Here is a 17,761-nt window from a genome sequence, read left to right as displayed (position 1 = left end):
ATTATTTTCTTTGCAACACTCAACTACCGCCGTCCTGTTATCTTAACGCAGTCCCCGTAGTGTGACTGTTTATATGGAATACACTTCGTATTCTTTTTCCAATTTGTAACCTAATTTTTCTGCAAGAGCAACTGACTCTAAATTGGCTGCCTCCCAGTTTGGGTGAATATTTCGACTTAGGCACTCAAGAATCAATCTTGATGCGCAAGCTAGTGCCAAACCTTGGCGTCTGTACAAGGGATGTGTCCCAATTGTAACTTCAATACACCCTTCATGATAAGTATAAGAAGAAGCACCGGTAATAATCTGATTATCCTTGAGGATAACAAATCCAATTCCATGCTGCACAAATTCTTCTATGGAAGAGAAGAAACAACAACAATCTGCCATAAAGGGATCTTGCAGTACCATTGGGTAAATATGTTCATCTATGGGTACGATTTTGAATGCAGTATCTATCATTTTTATGTTCTCTTCTAATTGTTCTACTTGGAAATTCGATTCTTTCTTAAAGGAATACCGGTTAAACTTTTGGAATGAATCCGAGTAATGTTGAGATAAAAGGGATATCCAAGAAAACTCATTCGTAATTATGATTTTCCCCCTGCATTCTTCAAGAACAAACCGCAATGGAACATCTACTTCTTTCAAAGCTTCGACACTTCCAAGTAAAAATGCGAAATCTCCTGCAACAATTACGGAGTACGTGGGCTCCTTCTTGCTGTCAATCCATGCCCTTCCTATATTTCCTTCTATACTCGCAAAAAGAACTGTATTACTTATACCGCTGCATAAAAAGCGAACAGTCTCGAGCTCATTTTTCTCTAATTCTAACACCAATTATTCCTCCCTTTGCGGCTATTTCTTATAACGTTCCTGTATTCATGAACCCCGAAGGGGTTATCTGCTGAAATCCCTCTTCGAAATGCTTCTCGCAAACCAAGACTCCGAAGGAGACGCAACTAGAATTATTATGTTATACGAAGTTACTCTTTAATTTATTGAATAATTATTGTCCCAAAAAATCTTTATAGATTTTTACAAGCTTTTTCAAAATTTCAATACTTTCTTCGACTTCGTTTGTTTCTAAAGAATGATTAGCATTAGCGATTTTAACAATTTCATTTTCTTCGTTGATTTTGCTTGCCAACTCTTCACTAAATGCTTGATCTTTTGTTCCGTATATGACTGCTCCATTGAACTTATTGACGTAGCGAATAGTATCTTTAATAGGTGTTAAAAATAGGTGTTTAATTGGCATATCAAGTTTCTCATGAACTTCCCCAGCTATTATTGTTCCTAGACTCTTACTAATAAAAACAATTTGATTATATTTATTTACTACTTGCTTAATCGACTCATGAATTTCTTCTACCACTCTTTGTACATCATCATGATCCAGTTCGGCTCGCGCAGCTTGATAACCATACTCTAATATCAGAAGGTCAAAACCACTTTGAATAGCGGAAGTTCCTGCGAAATGCAAGGTAGGCTTGTGACATGGATAATTTTGTCCAGGAAATAGAACAACTAATTTTTTATTTCCCTCATGAACTTGATAGTGTTTTTGTTTCATTTCGGTTCCCCAAAATGAAGGTACATTTAAAATCTCTAATTTCATTTTTCACTATCCTTTCTGGTTTTGGGTTATTTCGTATAACGTTCCGCATTCACGACGTCTCACCACCTTAAAGGCCGTAGGCCTGGCCGCGACGCGGTTAGGTGGTGCAGATGTGTCCCGGCAATCGCTTCTTGCTCTCTGCTTCCGGGACCAAGGGACAGCAAAGCTGGCCCGAAGCGTGAATGTTTTGTTATATGCTGTTGGGGCTTCTTTGAATTACATACTATACTTCTCTACTCCTAATTCTCTGTATTGTATTCCCATTGCTCGAAGATCAAATCGAATCTGTTTCGGCTCATCACCTTTCCAAGCTCCAATATGAATATGTGGGTGACGTGAATATCCATTATTCCCCACTTTAGCCACTACTTGTCCCGATCTAACTTGCTCACCTACTTGTACACATACATCCATTACATGAGCGTAACATAATTTCACTCCATCAGATCTTGAAAAACGTATCATTCCTGCCCTACTAGAATTCATGTGACCTGGCTTATTCGTAATTTCATTTATATATACATCTTCTACTATCCCATCAAATGGTGCTAAAACATCCGCTCCCCATCCGTACCAATCTTCGTTATTCAAACCTGCACCTTTATAAGTTCTCATCCATCCATCTATAAACTTATGTATTACACAATCTACTCCTAAAGCATCGCCTAAAGCAGTTAATTGTCCTTCCGGATGTTCCGCACAAAAATAAGCATGTTTATAAACGGGGTGTATAATTACATCATTAATCAAGGTGTTCATCCTCTCTGATTTCTTTCTCCTATTTCCCCAATTGCATCTAACGTTGTTGTATTCACGACTCAGCGTATGCTGAGTGTCCGACGGATGTCGGACCAAGGGCGGATGCCCACAGCGTGAATATTATGTTATATGATGCCTGCACCCTTCCAAATTCTCTTAATCTTATTTGTTTTTTCCTTCTTTAATTCTATGCTTTCTTTCTCTCTTTCTCCAATGATTTTTTAGCTCTTCCTCAATCTTATTCAAATTTCCTTCGGTTTAAAATTCTTTCCGACCTTTTTTCGCTTTGTTTGACTAGAAGCAACTTCGTGATTCCTTTTTCAAGCATAGATTTTATTTTTTAATCGTTCTCATCTCTGTAGATCGCATTAATTTTTTAATATTCTTACCTAAGCAAAAAAACGCCGATAAGTAACTCGGCGCTTCTTCATCTTATTCTTTCTCCAGGCGTTCCCATTCTTTCAGATTGCATATAACGTTCCTTTATTCACGACTCGATGCATATCGAATGTCCGGCATATGCCGGAATAAAGACTTATGCCTACAGTGTAAATATATTGTTGTATGATGCCATCAACATTAACGAATAGCCTACTAAATACTGTAATTATAATAGCTAGAAGTTCCATAATCGTATACCGAAATTGATTTATTCTTTACTTCACCACTAAAATGACAAGACTGTCCATAATCATAACCTTCGAATTGAATACCTTTAATTTTTAATTCTATATGATGACTGTCACCATAATGATACAAATCGTATTTTGAACTTCTATTATTTCCTGAAATGTGACAACTGTTATCGTAATCGTATACGTCAACCTTGCTCTCATCAATCTTTCCGTCAATATTTATATATCTCGATTGTGAGTAATCATATACAGAACCTGCTTTAACATTTGAAATAATCCTACCCGCAATATAAGCTACTGCTACCCGTGTGTGATTCTTCATTAAAGTTGCCCCTTTTCTATTTTAGTATTTAGCTGGTTTCATATAACATCTAATTTATGTACTTCGTAAATACCACACATTCAACGTAATATATGAACTACGTATATGATAACCTACGGGGCGATATATGCGAAGAAAAATTTGGTGAAAAAGGGAGAAGTTTGAGATAATCAATCTCCCATGTCCATCCGATCCAGTGGGCTCTGAATACGCTGAATATTTTTCGTGCTAACATGCGTATATCTTTGCGTTGTTTGTGCACTCGTATGACCAAGAAGCTCCTGAATATAGCGCAGGTCTGTTCCGTTTTCCAACAGATGTGTAGCGAAAGAGTGCCGCAAAGCATGGATGCTACACTTTTTTACAATATCCGCTCGTTGTCTAGCTTCTTCAAAAACCTTTTGTACACTGCGCTCCGTAAGATGTCGATCTGATGATTGTCCCGGAAACAACCAACGCTCGGGTTTATATTCGGCGATGTACTTCTGTACAATCTCCCAAGCAAGATGAGAGAGAAGAGTTCTCCGATCCTTTTGACCCTTTCCCTGCCTTACGATAATCGTCTGACGATCAATATCCAGATCACTATAGCGTAGACGAACGACTTCGCCGACACGAAGCCCTGCCGAATAAGTGAGATACAGGATTGTCTTATGCTTGAGATTAGTCACAGCTTTCAGCAATAGGGTAACTTCTTTTTCGGACATAACATTGGGCAGCTTCACCTGCTTTTTGGGACGTATATATTGAAACTCAGCAGGATGAAGTAACACATGTTTACAATAAAATCGGATCGCACTAATCGTCTGATTCACACTGGAATGGGAGACTCCTCGCTCAAGTAAATCCAAACAATATGCCTGAACATGAGATGTATGGATTTCTGTATCCATCTGAGGAAGACTGGCCACAAATCGTTCTATCTGATTGCAGTATGCTTTAATCGTTTTGCGACTGTATCCTCTTAACTTCAAAGCTTGCTGCAATTCCTCCCTCTTCCATTGTGTTTGCTCTCCACTTAACTTCCAGTTCCTTAAAAGCTCACTCTCTACCCACAACTCCGGGGAAATCTCTACATCTAGCGCATCAAAGTGCTTTGTAAACTCCTGAAGAGATGCGTCTGAGTAGGGAATGATCCAGCGTTTTGCATCAGTCTCCCACCTTCTCCCTGTTACCTGACGAATGCGCTGAATGTGCACCGTATTATATGGAATTTGCACATATAATGTATCAGCATAACCTTTGGTTAGTATGATGGAGGCTTCTGTTCGGTTGTTCATACGACATTCTCCTTCAGCTTAATTGGATATATGAGTTCTATTGAATTTGGAAAATAAAAAAAAAGGAAGATCATCTTCATCCCGTAAGGAAATCCAATGATCTTCCAATGCTTTTGGAAATATGGTCGCTGCACCTACATCGCAGCGGCTTCTTCTCCCAGCGGCAGCGTGTAATACTGCGCCTGCTGGTCTTCGTGCTGCTGGTATACGACAACCAGCAGCGTCTGGCCTTTCGCGGCAAGCGGGCTGGCGCCAGCTAGCACACGCTCAAGCCGGAACGGAAGCACGTCCAATACGGCGTGCTTCTGCAGTTCCTTTTCGCCGAGTCGCAGATCGGCGAAAGCACGGGCACCCATGACCGTCTGTGCGGTCATGGCCGAGGTCATCGGCAACGCACGCGAAGCGTTGCCGTCCCCCATGTCCGCCGCTCCATCCGCGGCGGACTCCACCGCGTCCCGCGCTGCAAGCGACGCAACATCCCCGGCATGGCTGCCGATCACACCCGCCGCATCCGCGGCAGTGTCCTCTCCGGCAGCCGCCGAAGTTCCCGCAGCGGCCGTTCCACTCGCGCCGCTGCTTTCCAGCCATGCCGAGCCAGAGGCACCGGCAACACGTGGCAATCGAACGTCTTCTGGACGTTCAGCCAACGTTTTCATATAGCCCGCCCATTGATCTTTCTGGAGAACATCGTCCCACCAGATTTTACGCGGCTTGTACTTATGTCCCAGGAAATAATCCAGCTTCATCAGACCAAGCACGATATCCATATGCGGCGTGTTCCGTGACTCCAGGAAGCTGTGAAGACGAGTGAACAAATCCTCTAACTGATGCCCGATCTTCTGCCAGCCCTGACCCTCCCAGTAATCGCCAAAGGCCTGGAAGAAATCAAACGGTGAATCAAACTCCTGCTCCATCAGATACTTCAGCGTATGATCCATCCGGTGTGCGTTCCAGTATTTCTCCAACACATCCTCCAGGCGTTTCAGACGTACGATGTCGCTGAACGGCAACACGTCACTGCCCAAAATCTCATACGGCGCGTGATCCATATACGTATAATTGTACTTCTCTGCATCCAGACGAAGTCCCGTACCACGAAGCATTTTGAGGAATCCGAGCTGCAGCTCTTCCGGCCCCAAAGCAAATACATCGTTAAACGTCTTGCGGAACGTATTGTAATCTTCCTCCGGTAGTCCTGCGATCAGATCCAAATGCTGGTCAATCTTGCCGCTGGCTTTGACTTTATTAACGGTACGGCTGAGCTTGGCAAAGTTCTGACGGCGTTTCACCAGTTCATTCGTTGGATCATTCGTGGACTGCACCCCGATTTCGAAGCGGAACGTACCCGGCGGCGCATTTTCTGCCAAATAGTCGAGCACCTCAGGACGCATAATATCAGCCGTGATTTCAAACTGAAACACCGTTCCCTGATGATTCTCGATCAGAAACTTAAACATCTCCATCGCATAATCCCGTTTAATGTTAAACGTACGATCCACAAACTTGATCAGCTTCGCACCCTTCTCGATCAGGTACAGAATATCCGACTTCGTCCGCTCGATATCGTAATAACGCACGCCGACTTCAATACTGGAAAGACAGAACTGACAACTAAACGGACAGCCACGGCTAGTCTCAAAATAAACAACCCGCTTCCCGAGTTCCGGGATATCCTCTTCAAATCGATGCGGCGAGGGCAGGTCATTCAAGTCCGCTTTCGGACGCCCTGGCATGAGAATAACCTCTTCTCCTTTGCGATACGCCAGTCCATACACAAAATGGAACTTTTTGCCACCTTCAAGCTCCGTCAAAAGCTGATGTAACGTTTCTTCCCCTTCACCCATGACGATAAAATCGACATTAGGAATCCGGTTCATCCAATATTCGGTGTCGTAGGACACCTCCGGCCCGCCGAGCAAAATTTTCACGTCAGGCATAACCTTTTTCAGATTATCAATCACCTTAATCGTCTCTTCAATGTTCCAGATGTAACACGAAAACCCAATCACATCCGCCCCGCGCTGGTACAGATCCGACACAATATTCATGACTGGGTCTTTGATCGTATACTCCGCGAGCTCAATATCAAAATCCTTCTCACTGTACGCCTTCAAACACCGCAGCGCCAGCGAGGTATGGATGTACTTTGCATTCAAAGTCGATAAAATTACCTTCATGGTTCACAACCTTTGCCTGGACACCCAGACCACATATTTTTTGAGGAAAAGTAAAGCTTCACAGCCATCCTTCCCCGGATGCTGCTCAGACAAACCTCTAATGCAAGTCCGAGCCTTATCTCTCGCCACACTTGCACAAAAACACACCGGAAACCGCGCAAGTACATGCGCATCACGTAATAGTACCAACACACGCTCAGGAGCTATTAACAAGATCTAATAACTAGTTATGTTATAATCGTCCACACCTCATAAACAAATTCCTATTTTGTCTTTCAAAGAGTGGACACCTCTTTTAAAAACACATACACTCCCCGGCCGACAAAAACTACAATATATAGACTTAATTCCATCAGAATCACTATATACTGTATCCACACTCGTTAGCCACCTTTTGCGTCCATGTCCACCCTTTGAAAGACAATCTCTCTCGTTTTGTCTACTCAGCAGGGACACACTTTATGAGATACTTATCCTGATTTTTGAATCCGTTTCTATCCCGATCTTGGCTCTGGTCCTGGTTCTTATTGTGCTCCTTGTGTTGCTTCTTATCTTGTTCGTTATCTTCTTGTTCTACTTCTTTATCTGCATATGATCTAGTTCTATTCTGTTTCTGTTCACGTTTCAGCGCACAATCCACTCCGATATGCTCATCCATCCAGGCACATTAGTCAAATATCGCCCAGCCCCATCGCCTATGGCTAGTGCAAGTCCGCTGCCCTCTACTACGAGCGCTAACGATCAGGAGCTTTAAAGCCCCCTAATCCAATTGGACACTCAAAGCTACCTCAGATACACTAAATGAAATGAGGAGAGTGTTCATGAAAAGACGATTTAGATGCCCAGTTGAGGCGAAAAAGGAGTATGTCGTAGAGGTGCTTTCTGGCCTCCGGACAGAGGTCGTGGCACGAAAGTACGGCATGTCTCCTAAAACGCTGACGACTTGGGTTCGTCAATACGAAGATGAGGTGGGGGAACTGGTGGCTAAAAAACAAAAAGAAACACAACAAATACAGCAAGATGTAGCCAACTATCAAGAATTACAGGAGAAATACAATGAAGCTTTGAAACTTCTTGGCGCAAAAGAATTAGAAAACCAGATTCTTAAGGATCTCGTTAAAAAAAAGTATCCCGACTACAAACCGCGATAGGTTGGATTGAGCGAGGATATCCTGTCCGTACGGTGCTCCGGATCTGCGATGTTCCTCGCTCAACATATTATTATCACTTGAAACACCCTGAACGCCAGCAACCCATAAGTAGCGGACGAAAAATCCCTGGATACTCTTACAACCAGCAAGGGAATCGTATTTCGGACACTCGGATTGTCGGGTTTCTTCGTCGTTTGATTCAAGGGCCAAATGCAGCGTTTGGCTACCGAAAACTAACCGTGTTGTTACGCCGAAAGTACAATCTGGTAATTAACAAAAAGAAAGTATATCGGCTCTGTAAGTCTCTCAGTATCCTTCTCCCTCAGCGCGAACAAATCCATACCGTACCGAGAAAAGTAGCTAATAACCGAACGGTAGATGGGCCTAACCAATTGTGGCAGATGGATATCAAGTACGGTTATGTTGCGGGGAAACGCCGGCACTTTTTCCTCGCAAGTATTATTGATGTTTTTGATCGTCGAATCGTCGCTCACCATCGCGGTAAAGCCTGCGACACGCAGAGCATCCTGCATACGCTCCGGCAGGCTATGGTAACGCGACGTATCCCTAAGACCGAGCCAAAGCTCGTGATTCGTACCGATAACGGCCCTCAGTTTATAAGCAAAGCGTTTTATAACTTCTGTGAAGAAGCAGGTTTAGAGCATGAGCGGACACCCGTTCGAACACCGAATAAAAATGCTTTTATTGAATCGTTTCATAGTGTTCTGGAACGTGAGTGTTACCAGCGACATTGTTTCGAAAGCTACGAAGAAGCCTTTTCCGAGGTAGACCGTTATATCCGTTATTACAACAAAGACCGTATTCACGGCAGTCTACACGACTGGTCGCCGACAGATTACCTGCGCCTGGTCAACGAAGGAACCATAGAGCCCAAATCCATTGCATTATGATGCGTCAATCTGAGAAAAAGCTAGCTAGTGTCCAATATTAAGGGGTTGAACCGGGAGAAGCCTTATTTCGGCATATTCGGGCTTTTGAAAATTCTAACGATCCCCGGAGACGCTATTCTGCTAAAATCAGCTTAATCAGACTCATTTTTCAGAATTTTGAATGAAATAAGCTTCCTGGAGATCGTTAGATTTCAAATGTCCCCGATTCAGGGCAAATAAGCTCCATGAGGATCGTTAGCTTTCCATCCTCTACTTGAGCAGCCTGTCAAATCTGTAGGCCTCGGTCACAGATCAGATATCACTTATCTCTTGTCATTTATCCTCATCACTCACGACATATTCACTATCACATATCGCTAACATATATCACTCATATCCATAAAAGGCATCATCGTCCGTATCCACTTCTTCACCCGATTGTTTCTGAAAGAATTCCAGGAACGGCAGTCCATACTTGCGGTACTTGACCTCACCGACCCCTTTAATGGTCAGCATGTCACGTTCTGTCTTCGGACATACCACACTCATCTCGCGCAAGGTGGCATCGTTAAAGATAATATAGGATGGCACATGTTCTTTGGCAGCCAGATCACGGCGGATCAGACGTAGCTGTTCAAACACGGTTTCGTTCACAGCCGAAGGCATTGCATCACGTCCGCGGCGTCCGCCGTAGTTTGTACCGGAAGCTGTAGCCGCTGTTTTCCGTACGACACGCTGCATGACTTCGCGTTGACCTTTCAGCACTTCCACCGCCAGCGGCTGTAATCGAACCACTGGATATTGGCCCTCAGACAACATCAGGTAACCTTCGGATACCATCACGTTGATGATCTCTGCAATTTCGCGCTCTGTGCGATTGCCCATAACCCCGTATGTTGGCAAGGAATCGAAGCCGTAGTCCAGCACTTTCTTGGCACGGGAACCCTTAAGTACCGAAGCGACCAGCGATACCCCGTAGCGTTCACGCATGCGGTGAATGCAACTGAATATTTTTTGCGCATCAATGGTCATATCCACCAGCTCACGGTCGTCTGTACACGAACTGCAAATGCCGCAAGGCTTGTCCTCGTGCACCTCACCGAAGTAATCCAGCTGTGCACTGCGCAAACAGCGTGTGGTATAACAGTAATCCACCATCTGTTGCAGCTTGCGGTAATCGTTCGCTTTGCGGTCACCCTCCATCGGGTTCTGCTCGATCAGAAACTTTTGGGTGATGATATCCTGTGCTCCGAAAAGTAAAATACACTGACTTGGCTCACCGTCCCGACCCGCACGTCCGGCTTCCTGAACGTATGCCTCCATGTTTTTCGGCATGCTGTAGTGAAGCACATAACGCACGTTGGACTTGTCGATCCCCATTCCGAAGGCATTGGTCGCAACCATCACGCGAATATCATCGTACAAAAACTGCTCCTGGCTCTGCGCCCGTTCATCGTCCGTCATGCCTGCATGGTAACGTCCTGCCGGCAAACCAGCCTGCAACAAACGCTGATGCAGATCGTCCACGTCCTTACGGGTCGCGGCGTATACAATACCTGGCTCGCTGGCATGTTCGCGCGCGTAGTTCAAGACAAAATCTTTTTTGCTCTCGCCGCGTAGCACGCTAAACGCGAGATTATCTCGCCCAAGTCCGGTCACATACGTCTGCGGGTCCTGCAAACGCAGCAGCCGCAGAATATCGCCCATGACCTCGGGCGTCGCCGTCGCCGTAAAGGCCGCAACCACCGGCCGCTCCGGCAAACTGTCCACAAACGGCGCTACCGCCAGGTAGCTTGTCCGAAAATCATGGCCCCACTGTGACACGCAGTGGGCCTCATCCACTGCCACGCACGAGATGGGCAACTGCCCCATCTCATCGCGGAACCAGTCCAGCTCCAGTCGCTCCGGCGCGACGTAGAGCAACTTCAACTCACCGCGCTGCGCCGCACGGATGCGCTCATTCACTTCTCTGCCGCTTAACGTACTATTAATATAAGCGGCGGCAATGCCCGCGGTCGTCAGCGCATCGACCTGGTCTTTCATCAACGAGATTAACGGGGAAACGACCAGCGTCAGCCCCGGATATAACAAAGCGGGAATCTGGTAACAAATTGACTTCCCGCCTCCGGTTGGCATAATCCCCAGCGTGTCCTCATATTCGAGCAGGCTGGAAACGATCTTTTTTTGGCCCTCACGAAAATCGGGGTAACCATAATATTTTTGCAGGAGACCCTGCGCTTCTTCTAAAGTAGGTGCTTGCACACTCATGTAAAGACTCCTTACTTGTCACCGGTGTTCCTGCACCGGCTTGGTTCTATCCGATTCTGACATCTAGACGCGGCACCAGCGCCGCATCCCTGACAACAAAATGGCGTTCTCATGACTTGTCCGTCAAGCAAAACGCCGCTACCTTTAGTTTAACGGGCACGGCGCGAATGAGCAACCGCGTTTTAATGTAAAAATGGTTAACCCTTTTTAGACACAAGTCAAATAACCACTCTTTATAACAATTGTTTTGGATTAATTTAACTTATTTGTAATCTAGAAAACACTCACTATGATATGATCAGGAATGAAAATGTCAATGAACTTCTAGACCGCAAGGGAGGACTACGGTATCCATGGAACATTCTGAACATTCCGATCAATCCAAAATCAAATCAACATTGTCTAATAACTCTTCACGCAAATCTTGGGTTCGCAGGCATCCAAAAGCTTCGATATTTATCTCCTTGTTTATGTTGCCCATCGTGGCTTTGACGCTTTTCTTCACGCTTCGTCCCTACCTCTCCACATTCGATCGTTCGGGTGAGGGCGATCTGAGCTCGTACATGTCATCTCCCAATGGAGAATACACGGCCGAACTATACGGTGTTCCTTACGGCGGCGCAGCAGGCGGGGTGACGATCTGGGTAGACGTACGGAAAACAGCGGATACAAGCGCTTCGAATGCCAAAAGCATCTATCGCGCAGAGTTTCATGGCGGAAATCACCTCGAATGGGAGAGTGACAATACCCTTCGCATTGAAAACTGGAGCGAGTATAGTAACGAGACGGTTACCTTGAATATAGATGAAGAAATTTATGATGGATGGGGCTGGGCTTGCAGCAGCTTGCGTACAAAGGACCAGTATGTAAGATGTTTGGAACCTGAATCGTGAATAACATATGCTGATGAAATATCATGTCATGACAACTTTGCTTCGGAACATGGATACGGACGATAAGTTCAGTTGTTCTAAACGCGGTTTACACTGTTCATACTAAAACAGAGCAACAGCAAACCCCGTTTACCGACTTTCTCGGCTAAACGGGGTTTATTTTTATTAGGCCTCTGTAAAAGACCCTTATTGGATTGCTAATTTGATTGCTAATTTGATTGCTATATTTGAGAACTGTTATGATTCCCTTTCACCAATGGATTGCTAGCTTCATACTATTGGATGCCCCATCTTCACTTTCCGTTTTTGTTCCTTCTTACATGTGCTATCCTTCTCTCTCTTTTCTCTGTTTGCGAATCACGGCTTCGAGCTTCTCCCGGTTACCGACCAAACCTGGATCATCCGGCAGATACTTCCGAGCTTTCGTGTTATGCAACAACGCCTGCTCCCAGTTGCCCAGATGAGCATAACAGAGTGAGAGCCTGGCATGCGGCAGCCACGTTCGGCAAGCAGCCGGTACAGGGCGCAGACCCGGATCACGGCTGCTTACATCCACCGCCTGCATATACCAATAGATGGCGGTGACGATCTCTTGCCGCTCATGGAAGCAGGCGGCAATGGCGCAGCAGAAATCGGCATGCGGCAAGTCGTACTGGAACGACTGCAGCAATGCGCCCAGCTTACGGCCCGGCTCGCCAAGCCGCTCATAACATTCCGCCAGCCTTGCGCAGGCAATGAGCCGATCTTCGCGGTAACCGCTTGGCTGCTCCAGCAGCTTCGCGTAACCGCGTGCCGCCGCTGCGTAGCGCTGGCGGTCATAACATTCGCCTGCATAGTAGAACAGCAGGCGTCCCTGGGCTATGCCCTCTTCGGCGATCCATTTGCGCAGAATGCGCACGTTTCGCGCCGAATGATTGCTCGCCTCGCGGCGATGGGTGACGGCAATATCTGTCGTAATGACCTCGCCTTGCGGGAAGCGCAGCTGCTCGTGCAGCCGGCCATGCCAGCGGCAACCGGCATCCCGCTTGACCAGGCGAAGCCTTCGGTCCGCCACCAGCGGACTTCCCTCCGGCCCCTCGGCCAGCGTATAGCCCATAATCACACCCGCCGTCTTCCCTCCGGACGGCAGCTGCTCCTTCAACATCGCAAGCTTCGCCCGTTCCCCGGGCAACAGCACATCATCCGCATCGAGCCACAGGATATACTCCTTCGTAGCCTGGGCGAATGACTCATTCCGTGCTGCGGCAAAGTCCTCATTCCATGTATACGTATAGACCCGGTCGGTATACTTTGCAGCGATGTCCATCGTTCGATCCGACGACCCTGTATCCAGAATGATAATCTCATCCATAAGGTCAGCCACCGATTCAAGACACCTTGCCAGTGTGCGTTCTTCGTTCTTCACGATCATACACAAACTGATGGTGATCACGTTTAAAGCCCCTTCCTGTCGTACGCGTACTGATTCACACAAAAGAGATTAAGCAACTTGTAAAAATCTAAAATTTCTACTGATCACAGATGACGCTATTTAGCACATTTCAGCGCTTTTGAAAATCTAACGATCACAGATGAGCCTATTTTCGTATTTCAGACCTAAATTTGAGGGAAATCACTGAATTTAAGGCAAATAACGTCGCTGGTGATCGTTAGAATCCTGTGAGCTTTGAAATGACCTAAATTAAGGCTTCTGGTGATCGTTAGAAAAACTTACCTCATTTATACTCTGTAATTTCTATAGTCATTGCAATGGTACTGGTACTGATAGTGTAGGTACCGCTGTGGTACGGTGGTACCCATGCTAATGGTGCAGTCGCTGATAGAGATACTTGAGTTAGAGCAACTACTTTTGTGTAAAATGTGTGGTGTTAAACTTAGTGGTTTGTGTGGTTTGTGTAGCTAGCGTTGTTCGTATGCCAGTTCCATAGTGTTGTGTGATTGCGATATTGCTCCTGGTGTCGATGGTCTACATGCTGGTGATACAGTTGCTGATGTTAGGCTTGGTTTCGCGGTTAATGTTGGTGTTAACGATTAGTGGTGGTGTACTGTCACCGTCCTGCCTGTGTAGTGTTGGTGTTACGACAATGCTTCTCCGATTACCCTTCCTCATTCTCCTGACGACGCAGCCGTTTCAGCTGATCCACGGCACTGTCCAGCGCTTTTTTACGCTGTTTCATGGAGCGTAGATGTTGCTGCTCCACCTCTTCAAAATGGGTATGGTCCAGCTTCATCCAGTCCAGCACCTGGTTCAGAGGCGGTTTTACGTCGAGCTGTATTTTCTGGCGTTTGCGCGCCACACAACATAGATATTTATGATGAATTTCCAGTTTCATTACTTCAAAATACGGTAATAAGCACATCGCCAGATTGCTCGCATAGAACGTCTGTTTATGATCATAGAATGGATGATAGCCATAAGGGACAGTAACGATGAGTGTGCCTTCCTCTGTGAGCAGACGATGAACCTGCGATAGCAATGTCTCGGGATGCGCAAAATGCTCCAGCACTTCCCCAAGTAGTACAGTGTCAAACGTGGTTCTCGCCTTCCATTGCGTGATGTCCAGCATGCGGAAATCGACATGGTTGCGGACGGGCTTGGATTCTTTAGCTAGCTCCTCTTGCGCATAGCGGATACTTTCTTCCTCCAAATCCACGCCTGTCACCCGAAAACCTTCACGCCCCAGCAAAATAGACGTAATTCCCTGGCTGCATCCCACATCCAAAATACGTTTGCCTGTGGTCTCCCTGCACATCCAGTGCACACGGGTCCTCGTCGCTTCATGAGAATCTTCGGAATTAATCTCTCCGTAATAACGTTCGTTCACCCGATCATGATTCGCCATAGCCATCTCCCGTTTTCCCGTGCACATTTTTCACATCTTGATCCGCCCATGTATCGTCTTGGCTTCCATCCGATTCACCGTTCTCGTTTTCTGCATCTTCACCTGAGGGAACGTTCTCGCGTTTCGTACTCGGATATCTTCCATTTTGTCCTTTTACGTCTTCCCCTGCTGAATTTCCCTCTCTCGTGACCTGACCGCTGTTACTATGACCTTCCAATCCTGACGCTTCATGCTCTGTATCTTGAAAATCCTCTTTCTCCATCCCTTGTTCCTCATGCGCCACATGTTCTGTTTCCCCATGTTCAGCATCTTCCACAACTTCTTCATATTCCACATGTTTCTCATGGCCTGCATGCTTTAGATATTCTGATTGGACACCCTTTTCCCTTTCAGCACCCTGACCCTTCTCCTGCTCCAAGCTGTGTACTCTCCCATGGTCATGTCGCTCAGGTTGACCCAGTACAACGATATTGTTTCCACGGCATCCGGCTGTGGCGTTACGTGTATCAAAAATCAGCGGTGCATGATCCGCCATCTCCTGGTAATCAAACGCAGAGTGGTCTGTCGTGATAATAACCAGATCGGCCCATGTCCACAATTCGGGCGAAGCAGGCCGGGACTGGAGCATGGAACCATCATCTTGACGGAATACGGGCACCATCGGATCGGTGAAAACAACGTCGGCACCCGCTGCGCTCAGTAGCCGAAAGACGTCGAGCGCAGGGGATTCGCGCAGGTCGTCAATGTCTTTTTTGTACGCCATACCCGCCAGTACAACGCGGGCGCCGCGAATAGAATGACCACGTTGTTCCAGCAAGGCTGCTGCACGCTGAACGACATGCTCTGGCATTTGCCGGTTCGTCGCATCTGCGAGCTCAATGAACCGCAGCTCCGATCCCTGGCGATTGGCTGCCCAGGATAGATAGATCGGATCAATCGGAATACAGTGCCCGCCAATGCCCGGTCCAGGATAAAACGGCATATATCCAAACGGCTTCGTTGCCGCTGCCTGTAACACTTCCCAGATATCCACGCCCATCTGCTCACAGGCCGGGGTTAACTCATTAACCAGCGCAATATTTACGCTGCGGAACGTATTCTCGAACAGTTTCGCTGTCTCGGCGACGGTTGTCGAGCTAACAGGCACGACTTCGTTCAGAAACGAACCATAGAATTGTGTTCCATAACTCAGACAGGCGGGAGTCGATCCACCGATGATTTTCGGTGTATTTTTCACCCCGTAATGCACACTACCCGGATCCACTCGCTCCGGAGAATAACAGACATAGAAATGCTCACCTGCAGTCCAGCCGCGCGCTGCTTCTACGGGCTGTTTCACATGCTCTTCCGTCGTGCCTGGATACGTGGTGCTCTCCAGAATGACAAGGCTGCCCTGCTGGAGATAGGGGGTCATGCCCCCCACAGCTGATGAAATATAAGATATATCCGGCTGATGTTTATCCGTTAACGGAGTCGGTACACAGATGACGATGACATCCGCACCTGCAACTGCTGCATAATCGGTGCCTGCCGTTAATCGATTCGCCTCCAGCAGCGTTTGAAGCATCTCATCTTCAATGCCAATAATATACGAATGGCCAGCGCGGAGCTTAGCTACTTTGCCTGCATCGATATCAATGCCGTGCACCTGGTAACCGGACTGTGCCATCTCAACAGCCATCGGCAGTCCCACGTAACCAAGGCCGATGACAACAGCCTTCAGGGAGCGGTTATGAATGCATTGAAGCGTGGTCTGCTGTGACTTCGGGTAGAGTTGCTTCAATCGTTGCTGTTTCCGGCCACGGTGCTCTCCTGGAGTCTGTGCCTGCTTCTCCTTTTCATCTTGACGTTTCTCTTCGGGATTCAGGCTGTTCTCACTCATCTCTTCCACCTCCAAACGTTCCGCCTCCCTTCCGTTAGTCGATATATCCCCCTGCACGCAAAAACGTAGCTATCGCCGGTTTGTTCATCATTTCACTGTCAGAGCGATACTGATCAAACTTCACACGTGGCAGATGATCATAATGTTTCGTAAGACCTTGATCGGCATGCTCCGGCAAAATGACATAATACTGCGCATCGTACTGGCGAGTACGCGGTGCTTCAAATGGCGAGATCAGCACTTCGTGCAGCTTCTCCCCCGGACGGATGCCCGTCACTTTGTAATCGCCTGACGGGCGACCTGCCTGTTCGAGCATGACAGATGCCAGTTCCGTCATGTTGCAAGCTTTCATTTTCATGACGAATGTTTCTCCACCTACCGCCGCTTCCGCTGCTTTGAGTAATAAATGAATAGCTTCGGTACGGGTCAGGAAAAAGCGAGTCATGCCTTCGTCTGTAATGGTCAGGCTTTTGCCTTCGTCAATCTGTCTGCGGAACAAAGGTACAACACTGCCGCTTGTGCCCAGAACATTGCCGCCGCGGATACATACAAACCGGGTCTTCTCGCTCAGCCAGTTGGCACGAATCATCATTTTTTCGCCCAGTGCTTTGGTCATGCCATATACGTTAATCGGATCGACTGCCTTGTCGGTGGATACGTCAATGACTTTTGGAATCCCCATACGGATGGCCGCCCGAATAATATTCTGAGTTCCAATCACATTTGTTTTAAATGCTTCATCCGGCTGATCCTCACAGACCGGAACATGCTTGAGCGCGGCCAGATGGAAGAGCACATCTACGCCTTGGCACGCTTCCTCCACTGCCCGGTAATCTCGAATATCTCCAATGATAAAACGCAGACGCGGATCATGATTGAACTCCCGCTGCATCGCGATCTGGGCATACTCGTTCCGAGATAGCAGTCGAATCTCCGCCGGGTTCTGCGCAAGCAGTACCTCCGTTAGCTTCTGACCCCAGGAGCCAGTTCCTCCGGTGACCAGAATCGTTTGTCCTTGAATCATGGATGAATCCCTCCTG

General features: G+C 46.9%; 14 protein-coding genes. 3 read left to right on the top strand and 11 right to left on the bottom strand.

All coding sequences use genetic code 11. The features are described from left to right. Positions 1-69: 69 nt before the first annotated feature. From MHI38_RS23810 to MHI38_RS23785, 6 genes are all read right to left on the bottom strand, one after another. On the bottom strand, positions 70-837 hold the full coding sequence (locus MHI38_RS23810) for a GNAT family N-acetyltransferase (protein ID WP_186809582.1): 768 nt from the start codon (positions 835-837) through the stop codon (positions 70-72). Between the two features lie 172 nt (positions 838-1,009). Further along, entirely contained in the window at positions 1,010-1,621 is a 612-nt protein-coding gene (locus MHI38_RS23805) for an alpha/beta hydrolase (RefSeq protein WP_154887276.1), read from the bottom strand. 216 nt (positions 1,622-1,837) lie between these two features. Beyond that, positions 1,838-2,380, bottom strand: coding sequence for a M23 family metallopeptidase (locus MHI38_RS23800; RefSeq protein WP_341181772.1), 543 nt, complete (start codon positions 2,378-2,380; stop codon positions 1,838-1,840). Positions 2,381-2,974: 594 nt separating this feature from the next. Then, the gene (locus MHI38_RS23795; protein ID WP_123065224.1) at positions 2,975-3,337 is read right to left on the bottom strand and encodes a hypothetical protein; all 363 of its coding nucleotides are present in this window, start codon (positions 3,335-3,337) and stop codon (positions 2,975-2,977) included. A gap of 170 nt (positions 3,338-3,507) precedes the next feature. Then, positions 3,508-4,617, bottom strand: a complete 1,110-nt coding sequence (locus MHI38_RS23790) for a tyrosine-type recombinase/integrase (protein ID WP_341181771.1) — start codon at positions 4,615-4,617, stop codon at positions 3,508-3,510. A 134-nt stretch (positions 4,618-4,751) separates the two neighbouring features. Then, on the bottom strand, positions 4,752-6,794 hold the full coding sequence (locus MHI38_RS23785) for a B12-binding domain-containing radical SAM protein (protein WP_341181770.1): 2,043 nt from the start codon (positions 6,792-6,794) through the stop codon (positions 4,752-4,754). Positions 6,795-7,615: 821 nt separating this feature from the next. On the opposite strand from MHI38_RS23785, the gene MHI38_RS23780 reads away from it, so the two are divergent. Next, a complete protein-coding gene (locus MHI38_RS23780) occupies positions 7,616-7,945 on the top strand; it encodes a transposase (RefSeq protein WP_308723560.1) in 330 nt (109 codons plus the stop codon). After that, positions 7,942-8,856 carry an IS3 family transposase gene (locus MHI38_RS23775; RefSeq protein WP_341181917.1) on the top strand — a complete coding sequence of 305 codons (915 nt, stop codon included), beginning with the start codon at positions 7,942-7,944 and terminating at the stop codon, positions 8,854-8,856. Before MHI38_RS23780 ends, MHI38_RS23775 begins: the two co-directional genes overlap by 4 nt. A 366-nt stretch (positions 8,857-9,222) precedes the next feature. On the opposite strand, the gene recQ is transcribed toward MHI38_RS23775, so the two are convergent. Next, complete coding sequence (recQ, locus tag MHI38_RS23770; protein ID WP_253496187.1) at positions 9,223-11,103, bottom strand: DNA helicase RecQ; 1,881 nt, start codon at positions 11,101-11,103, stop codon at positions 9,223-9,225. Positions 11,104-11,456: 353 nt separating this feature from the next. Here recQ and MHI38_RS23765 point away from each other — a divergent pair, with 353 nt between their 5' ends. After that, on the top strand, positions 11,457-11,996 hold the full coding sequence (locus tag MHI38_RS23765) for a DUF5412 family protein (RefSeq protein ID WP_341181769.1): 540 nt from the start codon (positions 11,457-11,459) through the stop codon (positions 11,994-11,996). Positions 11,997-12,321: 325 nt separating this feature from the next. Here the strand turns inward: MHI38_RS23765 and MHI38_RS23760 are convergent, their stop codons facing one another. The 4 genes from MHI38_RS23760 to MHI38_RS23745 form a co-directional block, all read right to left on the bottom strand. Continuing rightward, positions 12,322-13,428 (bottom strand): glycosyltransferase family 2 protein, encoded by a 1,107-nt coding sequence (locus tag MHI38_RS23760; protein ID WP_341181768.1) that lies wholly within the window; start codon positions 13,426-13,428, stop codon positions 12,322-12,324. Positions 13,429-14,092: 664 nt separating this feature from the next. Further along, a complete protein-coding gene (locus MHI38_RS23755; protein ID WP_341181767.1) occupies positions 14,093-14,845 on the bottom strand; it encodes a class I SAM-dependent methyltransferase in 753 nt (250 codons plus the stop codon). Further along, the gene (locus MHI38_RS23750; RefSeq protein ID WP_341181766.1) at positions 14,826-16,721 is read right to left on the bottom strand and encodes a nucleotide sugar dehydrogenase; all 1,896 of its coding nucleotides are present in this window, start codon (positions 16,719-16,721) and stop codon (positions 14,826-14,828) included. Before MHI38_RS23750 ends, MHI38_RS23755 begins: the two co-directional genes overlap by 20 nt. Positions 16,722-16,755: 34 nt before the next feature. Then, positions 16,756-17,745, bottom strand: coding sequence for a polysaccharide biosynthesis protein (locus MHI38_RS23745; RefSeq protein ID WP_090917931.1), 990 nt, complete (start codon positions 17,743-17,745; stop codon positions 16,756-16,758). Positions 17,746-17,761: the final 16 nt, after the last annotated feature.

The sequence above is a fragment of the Paenibacillus sp. FSL K6-1558 genome, from assembly GCF_038002565.1.
GTDB lineage: Bacteria > Bacillota > Bacilli > Paenibacillales > Paenibacillaceae > Paenibacillus > Paenibacillus polysaccharolyticus.
The sequence above is the reverse complement of the archived record's forward strand: the minus strand, read 5'-3'. Positions and strand labels throughout refer to the sequence as shown.